At 60.0% G+C, this 20965-nt stretch carries 18 protein-coding genes and 1 pseudogene; 8 read left to right on the plus strand and 11 right to left on the minus strand.

Going from position 1 to position 20965, the window contains the following annotated elements:
• Positions 1 to 191 precede the first annotated feature (191 nt).
• The 5 genes from AB8B29_RS36055 to AB8B29_RS36075 form a co-directional block, all read right to left on the minus strand.
• Positions 192 to 443, minus strand: a complete 252-nt coding sequence (locus AB8B29_RS36055) for a DUF1344 domain-containing protein (RefSeq protein ID WP_164022105.1) — start codon at positions 441 to 443, stop codon at positions 192 to 194.
• Positions 444 to 525: 82 nt separating this feature from the next.
• Positions 526 to 3165: an ABC transporter permease gene (locus tag AB8B29_RS36060; protein ID WP_439007298.1), complete on the minus strand. Its 2640-nt coding sequence runs from the start codon at positions 3163 to 3165 to the stop codon at positions 526 to 528.
• Positions 3162 to 3845, minus strand: a complete 684-nt coding sequence (locus AB8B29_RS36065; RefSeq protein ID WP_439007299.1) for an ABC transporter ATP-binding protein — start codon at positions 3843 to 3845, stop codon at positions 3162 to 3164. The genes AB8B29_RS36060 and AB8B29_RS36065 overlap by 4 nt, the downstream gene beginning before the upstream one ends.
• Positions 3838 to 4500 (minus strand): ABC transporter ATP-binding protein, encoded by a 663-nt coding sequence (locus AB8B29_RS36070; RefSeq protein ID WP_439007300.1) that lies wholly within the window; start codon positions 4498 to 4500, stop codon positions 3838 to 3840. The genes AB8B29_RS36065 and AB8B29_RS36070 overlap by 8 nt, the downstream gene beginning before the upstream one ends.
• Positions 4501 to 4504: 4 nt before the next feature.
• Positions 4505 to 5077 (minus strand): hypothetical protein, encoded by a 573-nt coding sequence (locus AB8B29_RS36075; RefSeq protein WP_439007301.1) that lies wholly within the window; start codon positions 5075 to 5077, stop codon positions 4505 to 4507.
• Between the two features lie 133 nt (positions 5078 to 5210).
• Between AB8B29_RS36075 and AB8B29_RS36080 the strand changes: the two genes are divergently transcribed.
• Both AB8B29_RS36080 and AB8B29_RS36085 read left to right on the plus strand, forming a co-directional pair.
• Entirely contained in the window at positions 5211 to 5867 is a 657-nt protein-coding gene (locus AB8B29_RS36080; RefSeq protein WP_130679615.1) for a response regulator, read from the plus strand.
• The gene (locus AB8B29_RS36085) at positions 5864 to 7201 is read left to right on the plus strand and encodes an ATP-binding protein (protein ID WP_439007302.1); all 1338 of its coding nucleotides are present in this window, start codon (positions 5864 to 5866) and stop codon (positions 7199 to 7201) included. Before AB8B29_RS36080 ends, AB8B29_RS36085 begins: the two co-directional genes overlap by 4 nt.
• A gap of 60 nt (positions 7202 to 7261) precedes the next feature.
• Here the strand turns inward: AB8B29_RS36085 and scpB are convergent, their stop codons facing one another.
• On the minus strand, positions 7262 to 7948 hold the full coding sequence (gene scpB / locus AB8B29_RS36090; RefSeq protein WP_439007303.1) for an SMC-Scp complex subunit ScpB: 687 nt from the start codon (positions 7946 to 7948) through the stop codon (positions 7262 to 7264).
• A gap of 2 nt (positions 7949 to 7950) precedes the next feature.
• Positions 7951 to 8904, minus strand: coding sequence for a DUF1403 family protein (locus tag AB8B29_RS36095; protein WP_439007304.1), 954 nt, complete (start codon positions 8902 to 8904; stop codon positions 7951 to 7953).
• A gap of 124 nt (positions 8905 to 9028) precedes the next feature.
• Between AB8B29_RS36095 and AB8B29_RS36100 the strand changes: the two genes are divergently transcribed.
• Together AB8B29_RS36100 and AB8B29_RS36105 are read left to right on the plus strand one after the other, a co-directional pair.
• On the plus strand, positions 9029 to 10207 hold the full coding sequence (locus AB8B29_RS36100) for a site-specific integrase (protein WP_439007305.1): 1179 nt from the start codon (positions 9029 to 9031) through the stop codon (positions 10205 to 10207).
• A gap of 335 nt (positions 10208 to 10542) precedes the next feature.
• Positions 10543 to 11715 carry a site-specific integrase gene (locus AB8B29_RS36105; protein WP_113134361.1) on the plus strand — a complete coding sequence of 391 codons (1173 nt, stop codon included), beginning with the start codon at positions 10543 to 10545 and terminating at the stop codon, positions 11713 to 11715.
• A gap of 840 nt (positions 11716 to 12555) precedes the next feature.
• Here the strand turns inward: AB8B29_RS36105 and istB are convergent.
• The 4 genes and pseudogenes from istB to AB8B29_RS36125 form a co-directional block, all read right to left on the minus strand.
• Positions 12556 to 13290 (minus strand): IS21-like element helper ATPase IstB, encoded by a 735-nt coding sequence (gene istB / locus AB8B29_RS36110; protein WP_113134771.1) that lies wholly within the window; start codon positions 13288 to 13290, stop codon positions 12556 to 12558.
• Between the two features lie 5 nt (positions 13291 to 13295).
• A pseudogene (istA, locus tag AB8B29_RS36115) lies at positions 13296 to 14789 on the minus strand (IS21 family transposase); the annotation flags it as partial.
• An 89-nt stretch (positions 14790 to 14878) separates the two neighbouring features.
• The gene (locus tag AB8B29_RS36120) at positions 14879 to 15223 is read right to left on the minus strand and encodes a hypothetical protein (protein WP_439007306.1); all 345 of its coding nucleotides are present in this window, start codon (positions 15221 to 15223) and stop codon (positions 14879 to 14881) included.
• A 35-nt stretch (positions 15224 to 15258) separates the two neighbouring features.
• Positions 15259 to 15603, minus strand: a complete 345-nt coding sequence (locus tag AB8B29_RS36125; RefSeq protein WP_113134446.1) for an HU family DNA-binding protein — start codon at positions 15601 to 15603, stop codon at positions 15259 to 15261.
• Between the two features lie 430 nt (positions 15604 to 16033).
• On the opposite strand from AB8B29_RS36125, the gene AB8B29_RS36130 reads away from it, so the two are divergent.
• From AB8B29_RS36130 to repB, 4 genes are all read left to right on the plus strand, one after another.
• The gene (locus AB8B29_RS36130) at positions 16034 to 16888 is read left to right on the plus strand and encodes a DUF932 domain-containing protein (protein WP_113134445.1); all 855 of its coding nucleotides are present in this window, start codon (positions 16034 to 16036) and stop codon (positions 16886 to 16888) included.
• Positions 16889 to 17726: 838 nt separating this feature from the next.
• The gene (locus AB8B29_RS36135; RefSeq protein ID WP_439007308.1) at positions 17727 to 18047 is read left to right on the plus strand and encodes a DUF736 family protein; all 321 of its coding nucleotides are present in this window, start codon (positions 17727 to 17729) and stop codon (positions 18045 to 18047) included.
• A gap of 673 nt (positions 18048 to 18720) precedes the next feature.
• Positions 18721 to 19896 (plus strand): plasmid partitioning protein RepA, encoded by a 1176-nt coding sequence (repA, locus tag AB8B29_RS36140; RefSeq protein ID WP_439007309.1) that lies wholly within the window; start codon positions 18721 to 18723, stop codon positions 19894 to 19896.
• Entirely contained in the window at positions 19893 to 20888 is a 996-nt protein-coding gene (gene repB, locus AB8B29_RS36145) for a plasmid partitioning protein RepB (RefSeq protein WP_439007311.1), read from the plus strand. The genes repA and repB overlap by 4 nt, the downstream gene beginning before the upstream one ends.
• The last annotated feature ends 77 nt before the right edge of the window (positions 20889 to 20965 follow it).

Here is a 20965-nt window from a genome sequence, read left to right on the forward strand (position 1 = left end):
AATGGCGCGCCTGCGGTGGTAGCGCAATACGCTCGCTGCTTTGCCAGCGGCGTTCGGCTGGCCTGCTATGACTACGGGGGTTCAATTAGCTGAGAATTAGAGCGGATGTCGGCGTGGCACCGCACACAATCAACAGCCTGCCAACCGTGCCCGAAAGCAGCGGCCGGTAATGGCACCGGCCGCCGCAATCTTCACTTCTGCGGAACCAGATGCGAGACGACCGCCTTACCGCCCTTGTCCGCATAGGTTAGCTGGACCTTCTCGCCGACGCGGAGTTTGGTGTCTTCGATCCCTTCGGGCAGGACGTAAGTCTTGCCGTCCGACAGCGTGATCGTATCGGCATTCTTGCTGATTGCGGTGATCGTGCCGGATGTCTGGGCAGCGAATGCGGCACTTATCGGCGCCAGCACCAGCATTGTGGCCACCATCATTTGCGTTTTCATTCTCGTTCTCCTTTCACGGTTTCAGCCCCATCTCTGCAAACTTTCACAACGGCAGCATGGTCTTGCTAAGTAACGCTCGTCCTCATTCACCTCTGAGCTTCTCGGTGATGTGCGTCCGGCTGCGCATTGCCTCGCCAGTCGCGGCCAGCAAAGCAGCGCCGGCCGCCGTGACGATGAGAGCGGCGAGATAGAACCAAGGCACGGAAAGTACCTCGGGCGGCGGGTCGAACACGCCGGTCAGCAGCTTGACGAGCACATAGGCGATCAGGGTTCCGGCCAGGAGACCGAGGAACATGCCACTGCCGGTGACCAATGCGGCTTCGCTCCAGACGAAAGCGCCGAGTTGTCGTGGTTTGGCCCCGAGCGCGACGAGGATTGCAAAGGAGCGCTCGCGGTCGGCAAAGCCGAGGCCAAGCACCAGTCCGCCCGAGGCGGCCAGCATGACCAAGGCGAAGATCAGCTCAAGCCGCGTCAAACCGGCGAGGTCAACTGCGGTGAGGCTCGACCCGATCAGGGCGACCACATCACCGATCTGACTGACCTTGAGCCCAGGAAGACCCGCAGCCACGCTTTGAGCGGCCCGTGCGACGCGGGCCGGATCGCCATTCGATCGAATGAGAACGATCTCGCTTGCCGCGGAACCTGTCTGCTGCGCAATGTACGTGGCGTTGGCGACCAGAAATGAATCCTTGGGTGCAGTCGGGAATTCGCGCACCACGCCGACAATGTGAAACGGCACGACGTGATATTGATGATCGGCCGCGTTTTGCAGGCGGAGATTGATGCTGTCGCCGCGGCTGAGTTGATAGTCGTTCACGGTTTCCTGCGAGACCAGCACGCCATCGGGCGTCTGCGCGAGGTCGGTAAGTGTCGCCTTGGCGTCGCCATTGGCGAAATAAGCGTCGGACATCGCCGTGACTGCCCCGATGCGCGTCGGATCGATGCCGTAGAGATCCTGAAGGTCGGTCCCAACGTAGGCATATCGGTGTTGCATCGGCTGGACGGCCAGCACGCCCGGCAGGCTTGAAATACGGTTCAGCACCTCGGATGCGGGCGCGGCGGATGTGCCGGTGACGGTGACGTCGGCCCCGTTGGTGAGTTCAGCGTCGATCCGCGCCTGGGTCTCATAGGTTGCGTTGAAGATCGCGGTCGATGCCGCGAAGGCAAAGGCGAGCGCAGCCAAACCAATGCCAGCGGTCAGCCGCCGGCCTTGCCGTCCGAATGTCGCTGCCACCACATCCGCCAGACGACCGGCGACGGGCCGCAAGCCCCTGGCAATGACCGGCCGGCCGTGCCGCAACCCGGCCCCGACTAGCCGCATGGCCAATAGCGCGAGGCCGGTCCAGAGCAATACCGGGGCAAGGAACGCCGTGTAGTCGACAGCCGTCGCCGCCACGCCTTCCGGTGCGAGAACCACCTGGTATCCGCTCGCTGCCGAACGCCAGTAGAACGCCGTGGCAAGCGCCAGCAGCAAAAGGTCGACATAGAAGCGGGTCCAAAGCGGTGTCCGGTCATTGCCGATTGGCCGCCGCGCGACCGCAACGGTCGAGCCACGGGCATCGCGCCAAGCGGGGACCAAAATCGCTGCGAGCGAAAGCGCGACCCCGGCCCCGGCAACAGTGCCAAGCAACGGAAGTGCTGTGCCGTCCAAGAGCGTCGCACCAAGGACGAAATGCGCGGCGAGCGCACCGAGTAGAATCCCGAGGACCGCACCGCCCACGCCCGCGACGAGCGCTTCAGCCGCAGCCAGGCGAAGAACTGTATCGACCGTTGCTCCCCGCAAGCGCAACAATGCCTGGTCGCGGCGGCGCTTGTCCCGTCCAGCCCCTGCTACGGCAAGCGTCAGCAGGATGGCGAGGACGGCGCCAGGGGTGCCGAGGAATAGGAAAATCAGCCGAGCATAGAAGGCATCCTCACGGACTGCCTCCAAACGGACCGCCAGGTTGTTTGCGAGCAGCGCGGTTCCAGCCACGCGAGCCTCGAAATTGTGACCGCGCTCGGTCGCCCAGGTGTTCGCAGCGACCGGGTCGAAGGGCAAATCATGATGGTCGAGCCTGACGTGGAACTCGGTCCGAATGGTATCGGGCCGACTGGCGCCTTGCTGGTCGAACACCTGCTGCCACTGAGACATCGGCAACAGCAGAACGTTGTCGGGCGGGGCTTGCGGTGCGGCGCCAGCCGGGACACCGATCGCCTGAAACATCGCATCGGCGTTCGGCAAATCGACGATACCGGCGATCGTCACGCTGGTATCCGGCGCTTGGTGGTGGTGGATGACGACCTGATCCCCGACCCCGACATGCAGGTTGGCGGCAGTCTGCTGCGCTATCACGACGCCGTCGACCGATCCTACGAGCCGTCGAACCTGTGCCGGGAATTGGTCGAAATAGCCCGGTCCGATGCCAAGCACCGTGCCGCCACCCGAGGTCTGCACGGTGCCTCCCGTGTTCGCCTCAAAGCCTGGTACGTCGGCATAGTTGATCAACTGCAAGCCGGTAACCCGCGCGGCTGACCGGATCGCTGCCTCAACCGCACTCTGATCCGCCCCCGATAGCGTCTGGACCTGCCAGTCGACGGGAACCTGGGCGACCGACCGAGCCGTCATCTCAGCTGCGCTGTATTGCAAAAAGGCACCCAGGCACGCGATAAAGGCGACCGTCAGCGCTACACCGCCGATGGTGCCGACAAGCCGACCGGAGCGGGTTCGGATAAGTCCGATCAACCAATGCCCGTACATACGGACCTCTCAACCTTGCTTTCGAATTTGCCGTGGCGCATCCGCCAGATGCGGTTCATCTTTGCAGCCACACGCTCATCATGCGTGGCGATGATGATGGCGCTTCCGGTCTGCTGCCCCCAGGCGAGGAGCCGGTCGACCAGTATCGCAGCGCCAACCTGATCGAGTTGGCCTGTCGGCTCGTCAGCGACAATTAATTCCGGATTGGTCACAATGGCACGGGCTACGGCGATCCGCTCAGCCTGGCCGCCGGAGAGCTGCTCTGGCAACTTTCCCGCGAGCGCTTCGACGCTGAAAGTCGCAAGCGCTGCCAGGGCGCGCGCCTCGGCTTCGGAGCCGCTACCGAGAAGGATCGGTAGCTCGACGTTCTCGACGGCGGTGAGCGCGGGCATCAAGTTCGCAGATTGGAAGACGACGCCGATCCGCTCGGGGCGCAACGTGTCGGACGAACCAAGCCTAGGCCATTCCACTCGTCCCGAGCTTGGGACGTCCAGTCCCGCGATCAGGTTCAAGAGCGTCGTCTTTCCGCAGCCCGACGGTCCCATGATGGCGATGGTTTCGCCGGCACTAATACTGAAAGAGCAGCCTTGAACGGCTGCCACGGTACCCCGTTCGCGCTGAAAGCTGCGCCAAAGATCGACGGCCACAGCCAAGGTCTTAGCCATGCACGATGCCTCCATCCCGGATGTCGATGACGCGGTCGGCCCGTGCGGCTAGCGGACGGCTGTGCGTCACGACCAGGACGGCAGCGCCGCTCCGGCAGTTTTCGATGAGGCGATCGATGACAAGCTGCTCGGTTCCCGCATCAACCTCGGCGGTCGGCTCATCGCACAGCAGGATTGACGGCTTTGCTGCGAGCGCTACGGCCAGGCCGGCGCGCGCCGCCTCGCCGCCTGAAAGGTGAGCTGGTAAGACACCCGCGAGGCTGTCAAGGCCCAGACCCTCGAGAAGGCCATCGATTTCGCCCGGTCGGCCGTGGCCGCAAATCTCCATCTGGAGACGGATGTTGGCCCGCACCGTCAGATGCTCGAACAGATTGCCGGACTGCATGAGCATGCCGAAATGACGAGCCCTAAGCCGAGCCCGCTCCGGTTCGGGGCGTCGGCTCATGCGTTCGCCCATGACCGACACCACGCCGCCGTCCGGCTCATCGAGCCCGGCAAGACAGGCAAGAAGCGTCGATTTCCCGCTGCCAGAGGGTCCCCGCAAGGCGGTAAATTCCCCCGCATTGAGGGTGAGGATAACCCCACGTAGAGCCACAACTTCTTCGTCGCCGGCATGAAAGAAGCGGTAAAGTTCGGTCGCCTCAAGTGCGAACATGAACTCACCTCCACTGCAAGGAGTTGGAGATCAGCTGCCACTGGTCGGCGTTATCCGCGCCGGCCGGAGCGGCAAGGTCGAGGGTGACCGTCTTGCCATTCTTGAACAGAATGAAGCGCTCGTGTTCGAGCCTGATCTGCTTGTTCGTGACCGGGTTTGGCGCGGAATTCGACAGATAGCTAATGCGAACGGCCGGCCCGGCTGCGAGCTTCACGTCGTTGACCGCGGTGACTTTGACGGCGTGTGCGGCTGCCTTGAGGTCCGTGATCTCGTGGGCCTTGGCTGAAGAAGCCGTTGGAGCAGCGCTCGCGGTACCGAGGGTGGCGTCTATCTGATCGTATTTATCGAAGAACCGAACGCCATGGTCGATCACGGTCCGTGACCAGCCCTCGGGCACCTTCAGATCAAATCCGTCAGGAGAGGTGTAGGTAACGAAGGTCTGATTGTCCGGAATGTCACCTGGTGGGTTCGTCTCGGGCGCAACGAGTTTCTCCTGCGCCACAGCGGGAGCAAACGCGCCGAATGACAGCATGAGCAGCACGGCTAGTGCGATGGATATCCGATTGCGGACGATCATGATTAACGCTCCTCTGCGGACTAGAGAAGGCATGGAACGCCAGGAGAATTAGGAGGGTCTTAGAGGATCTGCCGTAGTGCAAACGGCCCACACCAAATCTGTGCAGGTGGACGCGTTTAGGCTACTTTGAAGCATGCGTGTTCTTGTGATTGAAGATGACGTCATGCTCGGTCGGGCCCTTGTGCAAGCGCTCGATGATGTCGGCATGTCGGTAGACTGGGTGCGTGACGGGCAACTCGGGGACGAAGCCATCGCTGTTGGCGGGCATGGCCTTGTGTTGCTCGACCTCGGCTTACCCGGCCGTTCGGGCCTGGAAATCCTGCGCTCGCTGCGGGCCGCCGGCGACAAGAGGCCGATCCTGGTGATTACCGCCCGTGACGAACTCGACGATCGCGTCACGGGGCTCGACCTCGGGGCCGACGACTACCTGGTGAAGCCGTTCGAGGTCAAAGAACTGCTCGCGCGCATGCGTGCGGTCTTGCGCCGACATGGAGGTCAGGCGGTTTCCATCCTCTACACGAGCGAGATCGAGCTCGATCTATCTAGCCATGAGGTAAAATATCGCGGGTGCAGCGAAGTGTTGCCAGCGCGCGAATTTGCCTTGATGCAGGCATTGCTGGATCGTCCCGGAACCATTCTCTCGCGCAGCCAGCTTGAGGAAAGGCTCTATGGTTGGGGTGAGGAGGTAGAAAGCAACGCCGTCGACGTGCTCATCCACTACGTGCGACGCAAGTTCGACAAGGATATCATACGCAACGTCCGAGGGGCCGGCTGGATGGTCCCCAAATGATAGGCACGATTTCGATCCGACGGACGGCTTTCATATGGCTCGCCGGGTTAATGGCGACTATCGGCGTTTTCGCGGCGATAACATCGTACTTCCTTGTCAGGAACGAGGCATCCGATTTCCTCGACAATCAGCTCCGGCAGATCGCCCTCTATGTCGGGGACGCGCCTCCCGTGCCAGCGGACGGCCCGGTCGGAGATGTGCCGCACGATCCCGAGGACGACTTCGTCATCCAGGTCTGGGATGTAGCCGGCAGGCCGTCGCGACTCTCGCACCCCGCCGTTGATATTCCGCAGCAATCGTACACCGGGTTCGCCGACATTTCGACTGCCCAAGAAAATTGGCGGGTCTACACCCTCGCCACGTCGAATCGAACCGTTCAGGTGTCCCAGGATATGAGCGTCCGGCAGGAACTGGCGGCCAGTGCAGCGCTCCAGGCTGCGCTCCCGATCATCGTTCTGATTCCATTGTCATTGCTAACATTGAGCTGGATCATCGATCGGATCATGGCCCGGCTCAATCGTCTGGCCGTCGCGGTCGCCTCCCGAGACACGACGGTGGACAGCCCTGTTCCGACCGACGACGTGCCCGCCGAAGTCATTCCCTTCGTAAGTTCGATCAATCTGTTGCTCGCCCGGCTCCGCGCATTGCTGGAGAGACAGCGGCGGTTTATTTCTGACGCCGCCCATGAATTGCGCACACCGCTCTCCGCGCTGCAAATTCAAATCGACAACCTTCGGCACGACGACCGGGATGGCCGATTTTCCAACCGTTTGACCGAACTCGAAGCTGGAATCGGCAGGGCCACCAGCCTCGTGACCAAGCTCTTGCGCCTCGCGCGCTATGACGCCCACGAGACCGCGCCCGCGCCGCAGCCGATCGACCTCGTTCAGCTTGCGCTCGACACCGTTGCGCGCCTGACCCCGCTCGCGGAGAGCCGCCAGATTGACCTAGGCATCACGCGCCGAGACGGCGCTATCACGATTGGCGCGCTGGCCGACTTCGAAATCATCCTGGACAATCTGGTCGAGAACGCCGTGCGGTACACGCCGCCGAGCGGAACAGTCGATGTCGCGGTGATCGTCGCCGGGCAAGAAGCCCGAATCGAAATCCACGACACCGGCCCCGGCATCCCGGAAGAAGAGATGCCACGCGTCTTTGAACGGTTCTTCAGGGCAAGGCCTCAGGACAGCGAGGGAAGCGGTTTGGGGCTGGCGATCGCGAAAGCGGCAGCCGAAAGACAAGGAGCGCGGCTCACGCTTACCATGCGCGAGGACGGGCTTGGCCTTGTCGCGAGCCTCGTTGTGCGAACGACCTTGCTGAGTCTTCCCGCCTAACAACGTCAAGGGGCGAAGCCCGGTCGAAAAGTGTAGTTGGCCTGCCCGAGCGAGGGCTGGTTATTCCTCAAATGACTCCAGATCCTCATGCGGTGGGTCGGACGCCATTTTGCGCCGACTGAGCAGGCCGGCATCCTCAAGCGCTTCGACATTCGGCAGGTCCCGAAGCGTTTCCAAACCGAATGCCGACAGGAAGTGTCTCGTCGTCACGTAGGTGTAGGGCGCACCTGGCGTCGGGCTTCTTGGTCCCGACGAAATAAACTCGGCGCCGCGCAAAGCGGCTATCGTGTCCCGGCTGACTTCTTTGCCAAAAATCGTCGACAGTTCTCCGCGGGTCACTGGTTGGAAATATCCCACCGCCATCAGCACCATCGCCTCGAATTCCGACAGCGCCGCCGCCCCTCCCTTCGTAGGTGCGGACGAAGCCCGGATTGTTTCCGCGAACCGCGGTCGGGTGCGGTGCTGCCAGCCACCGGCGACCGTGACCAGTTCATAGGGCCGGTCACGTAGTTCCTCGATGAGATCGTCGATCAGAAGGTCGACGCTGCAATCGCGACCTACCACCCGGGCCAGCGTCTCGCGGCTCACCGGCTCGGCGGATGCAAAGATCACCGCTTCGACCCGCAGCATCCATTCCCGCCAACGCAGTTCCGGTGGCACGTCTTCCAACTCCCGATCGTAGAGGCGGTCGCCTCCCACACCTTTTTCGGGTCGCCGTTTGCTGCGAGTTGCGCCGGATCCTCCCATGGTCACAATCCAAATATCCGGAAGGATGACCGGCCGGACAGTTCGCGCACGGCCTCAAAACTTTCGAGGCGCTCGAACAGCCGCGTCGCGGCCCAGCGCGACAAGTTGCTGCCTGGTGCCGAGGCTGGCACAGCGTCCTGGTTCAGTAGGGCTCTAAGAACTGGCTCGGCGCCCCTCGTCCTGAGCCTCGGCGCGACAGCCAGCAGTCGGACAGCGCGGCGATCAATCTGGGCGGCCGATCGGAGCGCCGCCTCGACGCCGTCAACCAGCGCCAGGCAGATCGCTTTCGGAAACGCTAGCTCGCCGGGCCGAACCCGGCCTCTGCCACCGATTGTCCGGAAGGCCGGTCCATAGCGTTCAGGCAGCAAGAGGGGAACCGATCGCGGCCATTTCAGCATTTGCGCCAGCACGACGTCGGCCAAGCCCAGGGCTAAAACCTCGGCGTTCGGGTGACGGGTCGAAATCGCCGTCATCAGGTCCGCCAACGCGAAGGGCACTGCTCGCCCAGACTGGATGGTAGAATCGACCACATCCGGTATCACGGCAGGGCCGTCATCCAAGCGAATCCCAAAAGACTCAGCAAGCGCCTTGATAAACGGCGAGCCGATTGCGCCGGATCGACGCGCAAGCATTTGTGTGGCCAAAAACAGCTTGCCGGCAGGCCCTGGATCATCGCCAGTGGCGGTCAGCAAGACCGCGTCGCGGAGAGCGTTTTCCTCTTCATCGCGGCCAAGCATTTTCGCGGCGACGGCAGCCGACCGGAGGGCAAGTCGATCGCGCCAGCAGCCGAGCCAGGGCGGGTCCGCACGGATCAGATCGTCCAGCGATTTCAGCGCGATACCGGCGGCGAAGGCAGCGTCGGATTCGGTGACGTCGCGGCCGCGCGACAGCGCCCAGCCAGGCAGTCGGGTTGACCAGCTCAAGGGCGGTTCCGTGGTGGGTGCGCGCGAATCCATGAGGAGAAGCATAAATCAGGCGCGCGCTTTATGCCAGTAATACCGCCGCGAACCGCACGCCATGTCGAAGCATAATAACGACCGATAAACTTCCATTATCGTTCATTTCTGTCATTATAGAGAAATGACGCAAATCATCGAGCAAAACAGCGAAAACCACGTCGAGGCGACCTCAGCTCCGTCTCTCAGCACGGCGGCCGACGGCAACATTTCCGCGCCGCAGATGTCGGCCGAGGCCCTTGGCGAGCAAGGCGGCCTCCCCTCCCCTCTTGCGGAAGCAAATACCGCATTGCCCGCCCACCTGGAGCAACTCGCCGAGCGCGCGCGCGATTATGTCGAGGCGGCCAGTTCCGCCAACACCCGCAAAGCCTATGCCTCCGACTGGAAGCATTTTTCCGGATGGTGCCGTCGGCAAGGGCTGGAAATCCTGCCGCCCGCCCCGCACACCGTCGGCCTCTACATCACCGCCTGTGCCGCTGGCAGTAACGCAGTCACCGCCTCGGGCGCGGCGGGCGCCGGCCGCAAGCCGAATTCGGTGACGACGATCGAGCGGCGGCTGTCCGCGATCACCTGGAACTATGCCCAGCGCGGGCTCCCGCTCGACCGCAAGGATCGCCATATCGCCACCGTGCTCGCCGGCATCCGCAACACCCATGCCGCCCCTCCCCGGCAGAAGGAAGCGGTGCTGCCCGAACACCTGATCGCCATGCTGGAAACGCTCCCGCGCGGCACCTTGCGGGGCTTACGCGATCGCGCCATGCTGCTGATCGGCTTTGCCGGCGGGCTGCGGCGCTCCGAGATCGTCGGGCTCGACGTCGGCCGCGACCAGACGAAGGACAGCCGCGGCTGGGTCGAGATTCTCGACAAGGGCATGGTCGTCACGGTCCGCGGAAAACGCGGTTGGCGCGAAGTGGAAATCGGCCGCGGCTCGTCGGACGCGACCTGCCCTGTCGTCGCGCTGCAGACCTGGCTGAACCTTGCAAGGATCGCCCACGGTCCTCTCTTCCGGCGCGTCACCGGTCAGGGCAAGGATGTCGGTTCCGACCGGCTGCTCGATCAGGAAGTGGCGCGCCTCGTCAAGAAGTCGGCCTCGGCTGCCGGCGTGCGCCCCGATCTCACCGAGACCGAGCGCGCGGAAAAGTTCTCGGGCCACTCGCTGCGCGCTGGCCTTGCCTCCTCCGCCGAAGTCGACGAACGCTACGTGCAGAAGCAGCTCGGCCACGCCTCAGCCGAGATGACCCGAAAATATCAGCGCCGGCGGGACCGGTTTCGGGTGAATCTCACCAAGGCGTCTGGGCTTTGACAGGCCCCCTCCCCTGCCCGGTGTGAAGCGTAAGTCAAAATTGGGTGGGGAATTTTCAGCTTAGCGCTTCAATTGAAATCGGGAACTAAAAGCCACAGCCGGCGTCGAAAGCCGGTCGTATCAAGGCACTCATGCTGATTTTCGTGAGATCGTAAGTCATTGAAATCATGGTAAATGATTTCTTACGCGAACTCTATCGGAATATTACGGTTCTTCACATGGTATGATTGAGGGTTGGGCTTCTAACCATCGATAAGTATCAAGTATCGATAGTGATGGATTTCAGGCCGCAGAATCGATAAAGTCGGGGCCAAATCACAGCGCCAGAGCCGCCCATGCCAAGACCCAAAGCCCTGCCCTCCCCTATCGATCCGGTGCATCGCCGTGCCGAAGAGCTCGATGCGCTCGACGCCATCCTGCCGTTTGCCCGCCGCGACCAGCTCGCGACCCTGCTCACCGACGACGACGTCGCGACGCTCAAACATCTCGCCAAGGAGGGCATGGGCGCCAATACGCTGAGGGCGCTCGCCTCCGATCTCGGCTATCTCGAGGCCTGGTGTGATCTGGCGACCGGTTCTCCCCTCCCCTGGCCGGCGCCGGAGAGCCTGCTCCTGAAATTCGTCGCCCATCATCTCTGGGATCCGGTCGAGCGCGCCGAGGATCCAAACCACGGCATGCCTGCCGAGGTCGAGATGGGACTGCGGACCAAAGGTCTGCTGCGTGCCGACGGCCCGCATGCGCCGGATACGGTGCGCCGGCGGCTGACCTCCTGGTCGATCCTCACCCGCTGGCGCGGTCTGAGCGGATCGTTTACCGCTCCCTCCCTGAAATCTGCGCTCAGGCTCGCCGTGCGGGCCAGCGCTCGGCCAAGGCGGCGCAAGAGCAAAAAGGCGGTCACCGGCGATGTGTTGGCAAAGTTGCTGGCGATTTGCGACGGCACTCGCCTGGTCGATCTTCGTGATCGCGCTCTTTTGCTAACGGCTTTTGCCTCCGGTGGCCGCCGGCGCTCCGAGGTCGTGGACTTGCGCGTCGAGGATTTGGTCGACGAAGAACCGGTGCATGCCGACCCAAGGGACCCCACTTCCCCTCTCCTGCCGTGCCTCACCATCAATTTCGGCCGCACCAAGACGACGACGGCTGAAGACCGAGTACATGTAGTTCTGATCGGCCGGCCGGTGGAAGCGCTCAAGCAGTGGCTTGTGGAAGCCAAGATCGACACCGGACCGGTGTTCCGGCGCATCGACCAATGGGGCAATATTGATCGGCGAGCACTGACGCCGCAGTCGGTCAATCTGATCCTCAAAACGCGTTGCAGCCAAGCGGGGCTCGATCCGGAGGCATTCTCGGCACACGGGCTGCGCTCGGGTTACCTGACGGAGGCGGCCAACCGTGGTATCCCTCTGCAGGAGGCCATGCAGCAATCCCTACACAAGTCTGTGACGCAGGCGGCGAGCTACTACAACAACGCCGAACGGAGGAACGGGCGGGCAGCACGGCTAATTGTTTAATGCAATAGCTCCTCAAATGGTACGTGAAAGCCACTTCCTCTTGCACTAAAACTTAACACGCGAATCGTGCGCCATATGGTCAGTCTGATGAATAACACCCCAATGCGCTTCGCCAAGATTGCCAAAGAGTTCAGGCTCATAAGAGCTGGATACGAAGGAGGTGTGTCACCGCAAACCGATGGCGGCTGGTACTGGTGGCTACGTTCGTCAGCCGGGCGGTTCGCGGGTTCTGCAGGCTCAATTGAAGGAGCTAAAAGCTCATTAGGCATGATCATCTTCAAAATAGAGAGTGGCGAAGATCCGACATCGATATTGCAGCTGAGGCAAATGTAACGCTGTGACTGGGCCAGATTCGGCAATGGCGATTGCATTTTTCAGCTTGGCAACGTCAATTCCGACAAACGCTTCTCTATAAACTGCCGCAGCTCGTCCTATCCGAGCAACCCTCGGAAGACCAGTGTAGGGTGAGCCATCTCAGCCAAGAAGAAGGACAACGGCCTTACATTCTACGCTGCCCTCCACCTGCCGCTTCGGATGAACGATAAGAGAGGTTCACCGCAAGAAGGCCCCGCCACGGCATCCTGATTCCAACGTTCCAAGCATTCAAGATCACGCAAATCAGTTTGTAGCCCGAGGCCACGCCGGCGGCCGAAGCTCCAGTCGATACCCCCGTCGTCGCGGGCGACACCGGAGACGTGCGTGTCAATCAGCACCGAACATTGACCCCTTTTGCTTATCCAATTTTGACCCCCCTGTGCTGTAGATCAGCGCTTGGCCTGCCCGGCGCTGGCCGGGGTTGCAGAGGGTAGGCCAAGTGCGGGTGATGATCTTCTTCGGCTTTTAGCTTTGAGAGCGGTTCTTGAAGCGCCAGGACTCGTTGCCGGTCTCGACAATCTCGCAGTGATGGGTCAGGCGGTCGAGAAGTGCCGTCGTCATCTTGGCATCGCCGAACACCGTCGGCCATTCACCGAACGCCAGGTTCGTGGTGACAATGATCGACGTGCGCTCGTAGAGCCTGCTGATCAGATGGAACAGGAGCTGACCGCCTGCCTGGGCAAATGGCAGATAGCCGAGTTCGTCGAGGATGATGAAGTCGAGGCGATTGAGATAGTCGGCCGTCCGCCCTTGCTTGCCGCTGCGCGTTTCCGTTTCCAGCCGATTGACCAGATCGACGACGTTGAAGAAGCGCCCGCGTGTTCCGTTGCGGATCAGTGCACGGGCAATCGCGATGGCGAGATGGCTCTTTCCTGTTCCCGTGCCGCCGACGAGGACGACGTTACGCTGATCGGCGACGAAGGTGCCGGTAGCCAGCTCCCGCACCAGGGATTCATTGACCGGCGTATCGGTGAAGTCGAAATCGTCGATGTCCTTAGCGAGGGGCAGCTTGGCGATGCTGAGTTGGTAGCGAATGGAGCGGGCCTGCTTCTCGGCGATCTCCGACTGCAAGAGATCACCGACAATGCGCGGCGGCTCGTGCTGCCGTTTGATGCCGTTGCCCATGACCTCGTCGTAGGCGCTGCGCATTCCATAGAGCTTCAGCGTGCTCATCAGTTCGAGAACCTGTGTGCGTTCCATCAGCTTGCCCTCCTGAGGCTGTCATAGCGTGCGCAGTCGGCGACCGGTTCATGGGTCAATCGAAGCGCATCCGGGGTTTGCAGGGTTGCGGCCGGAGCCGGGTCACGACTACGAGCCAGAATGTTGATGATCACCGAGGCCGAGCAGACGCCCTGGTCCAGCGCCTCCTGACAGGCCGCATCGACGGCCGTCAGACCATCGGTGGGAACGCATGCAAGGATTGTGACCATTTGCCGATCACCGTCGTGGACGCTCTTCAGGCGCTTGCGGACCTTCTCCATCGCCGCTGGCAACACCCAGTCCCTGAACGGTGCGCCGTTGCGCAAAGCGCCGGGTTTGCGAGCCAGAACGGGGACATAATGCCAGGGATCGTAGATCGTCTCGCCACGGCCAAAGCAACGCGGATGCTCACCGACGTTCACGCCGTCCTGCCTGATGACGATCTTCTCGGCATAGGCGTGAACCTCAACAGGGCGGCCGACCGCAGTCGAGAGGACGGAGTATTTGTTGTTGTCGAAACGGACCGTGCAGGTCTTCGACACCGAGGCCGGGACGCTGTGGAAACCATCGAACGGCCCGACGTAATGCACGAGGCTGCCGCGTTCCTCCTCGAACACCTGCCAGATCATTCGCTCGGTCTGTTCAGGATGACGGTGTGCCTTGGCGTAAGCGATGCACTTATGGAGCAGCCAGACGTTCAGCTCTTCCAGGCTTTTAACCCGAAGACGTGGTGTGAAGAAGCGTTCTCGAACCAGTCCGACCTGGTTCTCGACCTGTCCCTTCTCCCATCCGGATGCGGGCGTGCAGGCAACGGGATGGACCAGATAGTGGCTGCACATCTGCAGGAAGCGGCGATTGTATTGTCGCTCCTTGCCGACGAACACCGCCTCGACCGCAGTCTTCATGTTATCGTAGATGCCGCGCGTGCAGGTGCCACGGAAGAAGGCGAAGGCCTTGTCATGGGCATCGAACACCATCTCCTGGCTCTCACGCATATAGGCTCGGGCGAACATCATCCGGCTGTGGCAGAGCCGGACATGCGCGACCTTCACGGTCGTAGTCACCCCGTTGACCAGAATGATCTCGTGGCTCCAGTCGAACTGGTAGGCTTCGCCTGGCGCGTAATAGAGGGGCACATAGGCTTCCGCCGTCACGGCTCCCCGGTTCTTCGCCCAGGTCTTGGCATATCGCCGGATCGCGTCATAACTGCCATCGTAGCCGAGTGCCCGAACCTCCTCGTAAATCCGGATCAGCGTCAGCCGTTCGCGCGATGCCTTGCCTTCGTTGGCAATGAGGAACCGTTCAATATCACCCTTCCAGGCTCCGATCCTGGGCAACGGTTGATGTTCTCGTTTGTAGACAAAATCAGTCGCATCAGAACGCAGGATTTTGCGAACCGTATTACGCGAAACATTCAGCTCTCTGGTGATCTTCTTCACCGACCAGCCCTGAACATGGAAGGCTCGTCGGACACGGGCAATCGTATCCACTCTCTTCAACTCCCCACCCCATCCACTGGCAAAAGCCGGATGGTCGGATGAAATCCAAGGGGGGTCAAAATTGGATAAGTATCACCCCGCCAGAGGGGTCAACATTCCATGCTTAAACACATCGTTACCTCCGCCATCGACCAGCCTGTTCCAACAGCTCGCGAAATCAGCTTTTTGATGCCGCTCTCCAGCGCTTCTTCGCATTCGTGCGGTCTATCGGGATCATCGGGGTTACGATCCGGACCATGGATAAAGCCGGATATTACTCCGTCGCTAACACTCGCGTCGACGAGCGGCATTGAATAGGGAGCTCTGGTGGAATGAACCTGGTTTATCTGTACATCGATCTTCAGGCCAAGCCGGAACGCTTTCTTGATCAAGCGATTAAGGACCCTCAGCTCATTTTGCAGGTCCTCGGCGGCACCTTTCTGCAGTTCATCCATAGTTACTCTCCAGCTGCAGCGATCGACTCAGATTGCTATCGGTCGGGATTGGGCCGACTGCTCTTGGTATTTGCACTCCGGACTTTATGGGCGTCTTGTATCAGCGATTTCATCCCTTTCGATGCGGTGAAGCTGATCACTCGGCGCGGGGCGATTGTATGGATCTCACCTGTTTTCGGGTTTCGCCCTTTCCGCTCGCGCTTGTCGTGACCCTGAAATGTTGCAAAGGATGAAATCGTCACCGCTTCACCGCGCCCGAGTGCATCACTGATCTCTTCAAAGACAAGATCAACCAGGTCGGCTGACAAGCTACGGGGTATACTGGTTTTCTGAATCACGGCATCGGCAAGGTCGGCACGTGTCATCGTTGTGATAGTCATTTTTGACCTCTGCTTCGCTCAACAACGGCGACCCATAATACCGATTCGGCCTGTATTTGCGTAGCATTTTACGGCTCAACGTCCCCGGGGCTCCTATGATTTCGTCCAAGCTGCTCTGCAGCGCCAAGGCGCCGGCACTGCCGGCGACGTTGTATCCTTTCGCAGGGGGAAGGCCGCGCGGCCCCTCCCCCCAGCAAGGGCAAAAAAGCCGCCTCCCCATCCTTCGGTCGTAAAGACCTGCAGGACGATTGCATGACTAGATGCAATCGCCGCTCCGGCCGGCCTCCTTCAGCCACCGTCCTCCGGGTGGGTGATACCCCTCGTCTTTTTACCCTTGCACCCCTCTCCCACGCTGGTCCGCCCGAGCTCGGGAAGCAGGGAGCCAAGTGCTCCCGCTTCACGAGACCAAAGACACAAGGAGAGTTTCCAGATGACGATCTATACCGATACCGCACGTTTCGACACCGGCCGCGCCATGACCGAAACCGAGATGCGTAGGGCTGCTCCCTCGATCTTCGCAACAACTGCCCATGAGAGCCGATCCGAGCGTTTCCAACCCATCCCAACGATTGATGTCCTGCGTGGGCTGATGAGGGAAGGCTTTGTGCCTGTGGGAGCCAAGCAAAGCTCCACCCGCACTGAAGGGAAGGCCGACTTCACCAAGCATCTGATCCGCCTGCGCCGCGTCGATGACGGTAAGGTCTACAGGGTTGGCGATACCGTCTGCGAAATCCTGCTCAAAAATGCCAATGACGGAACCAGTGCCTACGAATTGCTGGCGGGTTTGTTCCGTATTCGCTGCATGAACTCACTCGTCACCCAGACTGGAACTATCGATGCCATTAAGGTTCGCCATTCCGGTGATGTCGGCGCCAAAGTCATCGAGGGAACCTACCGCGTTCTGAACGAGGCCGAGCGCACGCTGGCAGCACCACAGGATTGGTCGACCCATAGGCTCAATCGCGATGAGCAGCAGATCATGGCTGAGGCGGCCCACGTCTTGCGTTTTGGTGACAATGAAGGCGAGACAAAAACTCCAATCAAGGCGGAACAGCTCCTGATCCCGCGCCGTCATGACGACTGTGCCGACGATCTTTGGACCGTGTGGAACGTGACGCAGGAAAACGTCATCAGAGGTGGCTTGCGTGGCGTCAGCCGGGACGAACTCGGCCGGCCCCGCCGTGTGAAGTCCCGTGCGGTCAACGGCATCGACCAAGATATCAAGCTCAATAAGGCCCTCTGGCTGGTCGGTGAGAGGATGGCGGCGCTGAAGGCTGCAAGGTGACGAATACGGCCAGCTGTGGGCGGGTGATCCCGCCCACAGTCCAATACATCAACCTGCGCCTTACCTATCCTGGACCGCATCGAGCGGACCGGGCTTGGTGCGAGGGGAATCCACGCCCTTCCCCTCGGAACTCCCCTGCCCACCCTAAGCGGCATAGCCGCTAGGCATGGAACGCCATCGTACCGCAACAGTCCTGGCCGACGATCAGATCGCAATGCTCCGGAACAAGCCGCTCGGGACGCGAGCACGGACATTGCTTGTCTTGATCGGAGAAGCGGCCGTGATAGGAGTTGACCGGCCTATGACCCCTCTAGGGAATGACGGCGAGATTGCCGAATTCGTACCGCTGCCGGCCAGATACCGCCGGTCCCAGCGCAATCATCCGCGATTGTCGCGTGGTATCACATTGGTGCGAGGCATGATTAAAGCCCTCAACCCGGCGAAGTATTGGTGATTTTACCCCGTTGCAAGATCTTGAAGCCGGGCCGGCGATGAGCGCGATATTGCGGGTGAACTTGCCTGTGTTTGATCAGATGAGACGCGATCGAATGTCACTCGTGTCTCCTTGTTCGCGTTGCCTTGATGGATGGATCACTACGGCTGGCAGGTCGGACAGCAACCGCCTACGCTGACGATTTTCCCCTGACCTCAGCACAAGCTCCGCTTATTGCGTTGAGCGCCATTCCTCGCGGTGCAAAATCGCCCTCTCCAGCGGTGCTCCGTTTCACTGCGCCCCGATGGGTGCAATCCCCCGCGACAAATGCTCTTGCATTTGCGCTGACCTTTTCTCCAGCCGTTTCGCGTGACCATCGGCAACGCAAACAAAGGAGACACTGCAATGACCGATCTCGTCAACTTCATCCGCTTCAACGACAACAGCACTCTGTCCGGCAACATGGCCTCCATCGCTTACGACCTCGACATCTCAGGCGAGGAATTCGAAAGCATCAACGCCAAGGCCCCTGCCTATCGCCTCTTTGCAAAGAGCCCGCGTGGAAAGCGCGTCGAGGTCGGCGGCATCTGGAAGAAGCAGAATCAGAATGGCGGCGACTATTTCACGCTCAGCGTCAATACGGGCTATGGAAAGCTGAACGCCAACCTCGGCCGCTATCCCGGCCAGGATGACGACGCTCTGATGGCAGTCATCCCCTGGGATTGATCCCAGGGAGATAATGCGCCCCGGCTTTCGAGCCGGGCGTTACCTTGTTTCTGACTTTCGCTCCTGTTGTTCGACCAATGCGCCACAAGAGACAGAACTCGCTTCCTGACGTGAGGCGGAAGCAACAACACTTCCCAATCAGATCTCGACCCACGGTCGTCGAAATGTAGGCGATATGGCCGTCAATCTCACAGGCGGCCTCGCTGAGAGGGCCGACGGCGGTTACAGGGAGACCTTCAAAGAACGGAGCGGCCGGCACTGCGAAGTACCTTGCCAGCTCATACAACATGGAGGCGCTGACGCAGTGCTTGCCGGTTTCATACTTTTGAATCCGCGACTGGACTGACCATTGACAGTTGCTGTGACTAATCTCCTGTGGCGACATTCCCCGCGGGGAACTCTCAATTTGAATCGACCCCACCAGCTAAACTGTCTGAGCTCGTTTTGGCGTCACAGTCGAAAGTTCCCCGCGGGGAACTAGGATGATGTGAGGTGACGGGACAAATGAAATTACCCAATTGGCAGCCCATTTGATGAGCGCACCCGAATCGGAGTATGCCTAGTTGCGTTGAAAACCCGAATTTCCGGATTTTTGAGTAGTTACGTGGTCGTTGGTGAAATGTTAACTACAACAGCCGTTAACTAGCGCACCGAACCACAAAGGATTCTCATGATGACGAGACATCTCAGTAGCAGATCTTTCATGGAGAATTTCTCCAGTAAGCTAGAGCTTGCACTGAATAATCTCAGCCTTGCCCAGTTCCCGCCCGACGCCCGGCGCACGATGCGGAAGTTTACGTCGACTGAGGTTGCCGCTCTATTGGACGTCACCGAAGCCTATATCCGCCAAGTCGCCGCCAAGGAGCAGGGGCCATCTCCCGAAATCTCCAACGGTCGTCGATTGTATTCGCTGGAGCAAATTCGTGAGCTGCGGTTGGCCCTCGCTTCCAACGGGCGCAAGAAGTGGATGAACCCTCGTCGCACGGGCAATGAGCAGTGCCAAATCATCGCCGTTTCCAACTTCAAGGGCGGGTCGAGCAAGACCTCGACGACGATTCATCTTGGTCATTATCTGGCGATGCGCGGCTATCGCGTGCTGGCGGTTGATCTCGATCCACAGGCGTCCTTAACAGCGCTCCAAGGGAACCTTCCTGACTTTGACTACAGGGCAGGGGACACCCTCTACTCAGCCATTCGGTTCGATGAACCGGTCCCAACCAACACAATAGTGCGCGAAACCCATATTGCCGGTTTCGACATTATTTGCGCCGGCCTCGAACTCACCGAATTCGAAACCGCTGTTGCGCTGGAGATGCGTCGAACAGGTGGAACGGGCTTCCTTCTTCGCGTTTCACAAGCATTAGAACAGGTCGTCGACAACTACGATTTCATCTTGATGGACTCTGCACCTTCGCTCAACTTCTTGACCCTTTCGTCTTTGACGGCGGCGACGGGCGTTCTAATTCCAGTTCCTGCCAACATGTTGGATGTGGATTCCACCGCAAAGTTCCTTGAACTGGCCGCCTCATATATGCAGATCCTCGACGAGGTCGGAACAACCGCACAATGGGACTTCGCGAAGTTCATGATCACCAAGTTCGAGCCCAACGATCATCCGCAGGCAAACATGTCCGCGCTGATGCGGCAGGTGTTTGGCGAAGACCTGCTGCTGAATCCTGTCATCAAATCGACGGCAGTTGCGGATGCGCTAACCTGGAAACAGAGTCTCTATGAGGTGCAGCGGGCCCGCTTTTCAGCTCCCAAAACATACGATCGCGCGATCGAGTCTATCAATGCCGCAAACGCGGAATTGGAAGGCCATTTCTGGAAGGCATGGGGGAGAGAATGAGCCGCAAGGATTCAAAGGGCCTTTTTGCCAATGTGCTTGGTCAAATCGAGGGTGGCGCGGACAGAAGTGAAACGCCACGTTCTACTGCGTCACCACATCTATTGAAGGTAGCAGCTGGTGTCCGCCAAATCCAAGAGCGTAGCGAGCTTGCTGAGCGATTGCTCAAGGACGGTGGTCAGGTTATCGAAATTGACCCAGATGACGTTCTTGAATCTGCAATACCGGATCGTTTTGCGTCCGCCTACGATACTGGACATCTGGCCGACTTATTGGCGTCGATGCGTGAACATGGACAGAGCACGCCCGGTCTTGTTCGTGCGGTTAACCGAGACGGAAAGTCTTTTCAGATTGTCTTTGGACGTCGTCGTCTTGCCGCAGCGAAGATTCTTGGCATTAAGTTTCGAGCAATCGCGCGCGAATTGAGCGACGAAGAGGCTGTCATTTTCCAAGGTGAGGAAAACAGCAATCGCAACGATCTGTCATTCATTGAACGCTGCTTCTTTGCCCATTCGCAACAAATTGCCGGCTATGGTCGCGATGTTATTTGCAAATCATTGACAACTGGCAAATCGCATATCTCTGAAATGATTCGACTGGCAAGCGCTTTGCCAGTCGAGATTGTTAAGGAAATTGGTCCGGCTCCAGAAGTCGGCCGCCGGCGATGGATTGATTTCGAGGCCCGATGGTCAGCTCATCGCGCTCCACACGCATGCGCGATGGAGGTACTTAATGGAGAAGCTATTCGGAGTGCGGCCAGCGATATTCGCTTCGCGGCGGTTTTCGATGCGTTGTCGATCGAAGACAATCCGGAAGTCGCTTTGCCAAGCAGCGCGCAGATCTTGTCACATGGCCTTGTCCTGGGTCAGGTGAGCCATGGTCGGACAGGCTCAAAACTGGCCTTCAATAAGTCTGTTCCGATCGAGTTTGTTGAATTCATCACTGGCCAGATCGAAAGCTTGCATGATCAATACATGCAAGAAACCAAGCGATAGGCTGCATAGGTAGAAATCGGAGGATATCAGCAAAAGAAAAAGGCCCCCAAACGTCGCCGTCGTGGAAGCCCTCTCTT

This window comes from Rhizobium sp. 11_C7_N12_5 (assembly GCF_051811145.1).
GTDB lineage: Bacteria > Pseudomonadota > Alphaproteobacteria > Rhizobiales > Rhizobiaceae > Rhizobium > Rhizobium lusitanum.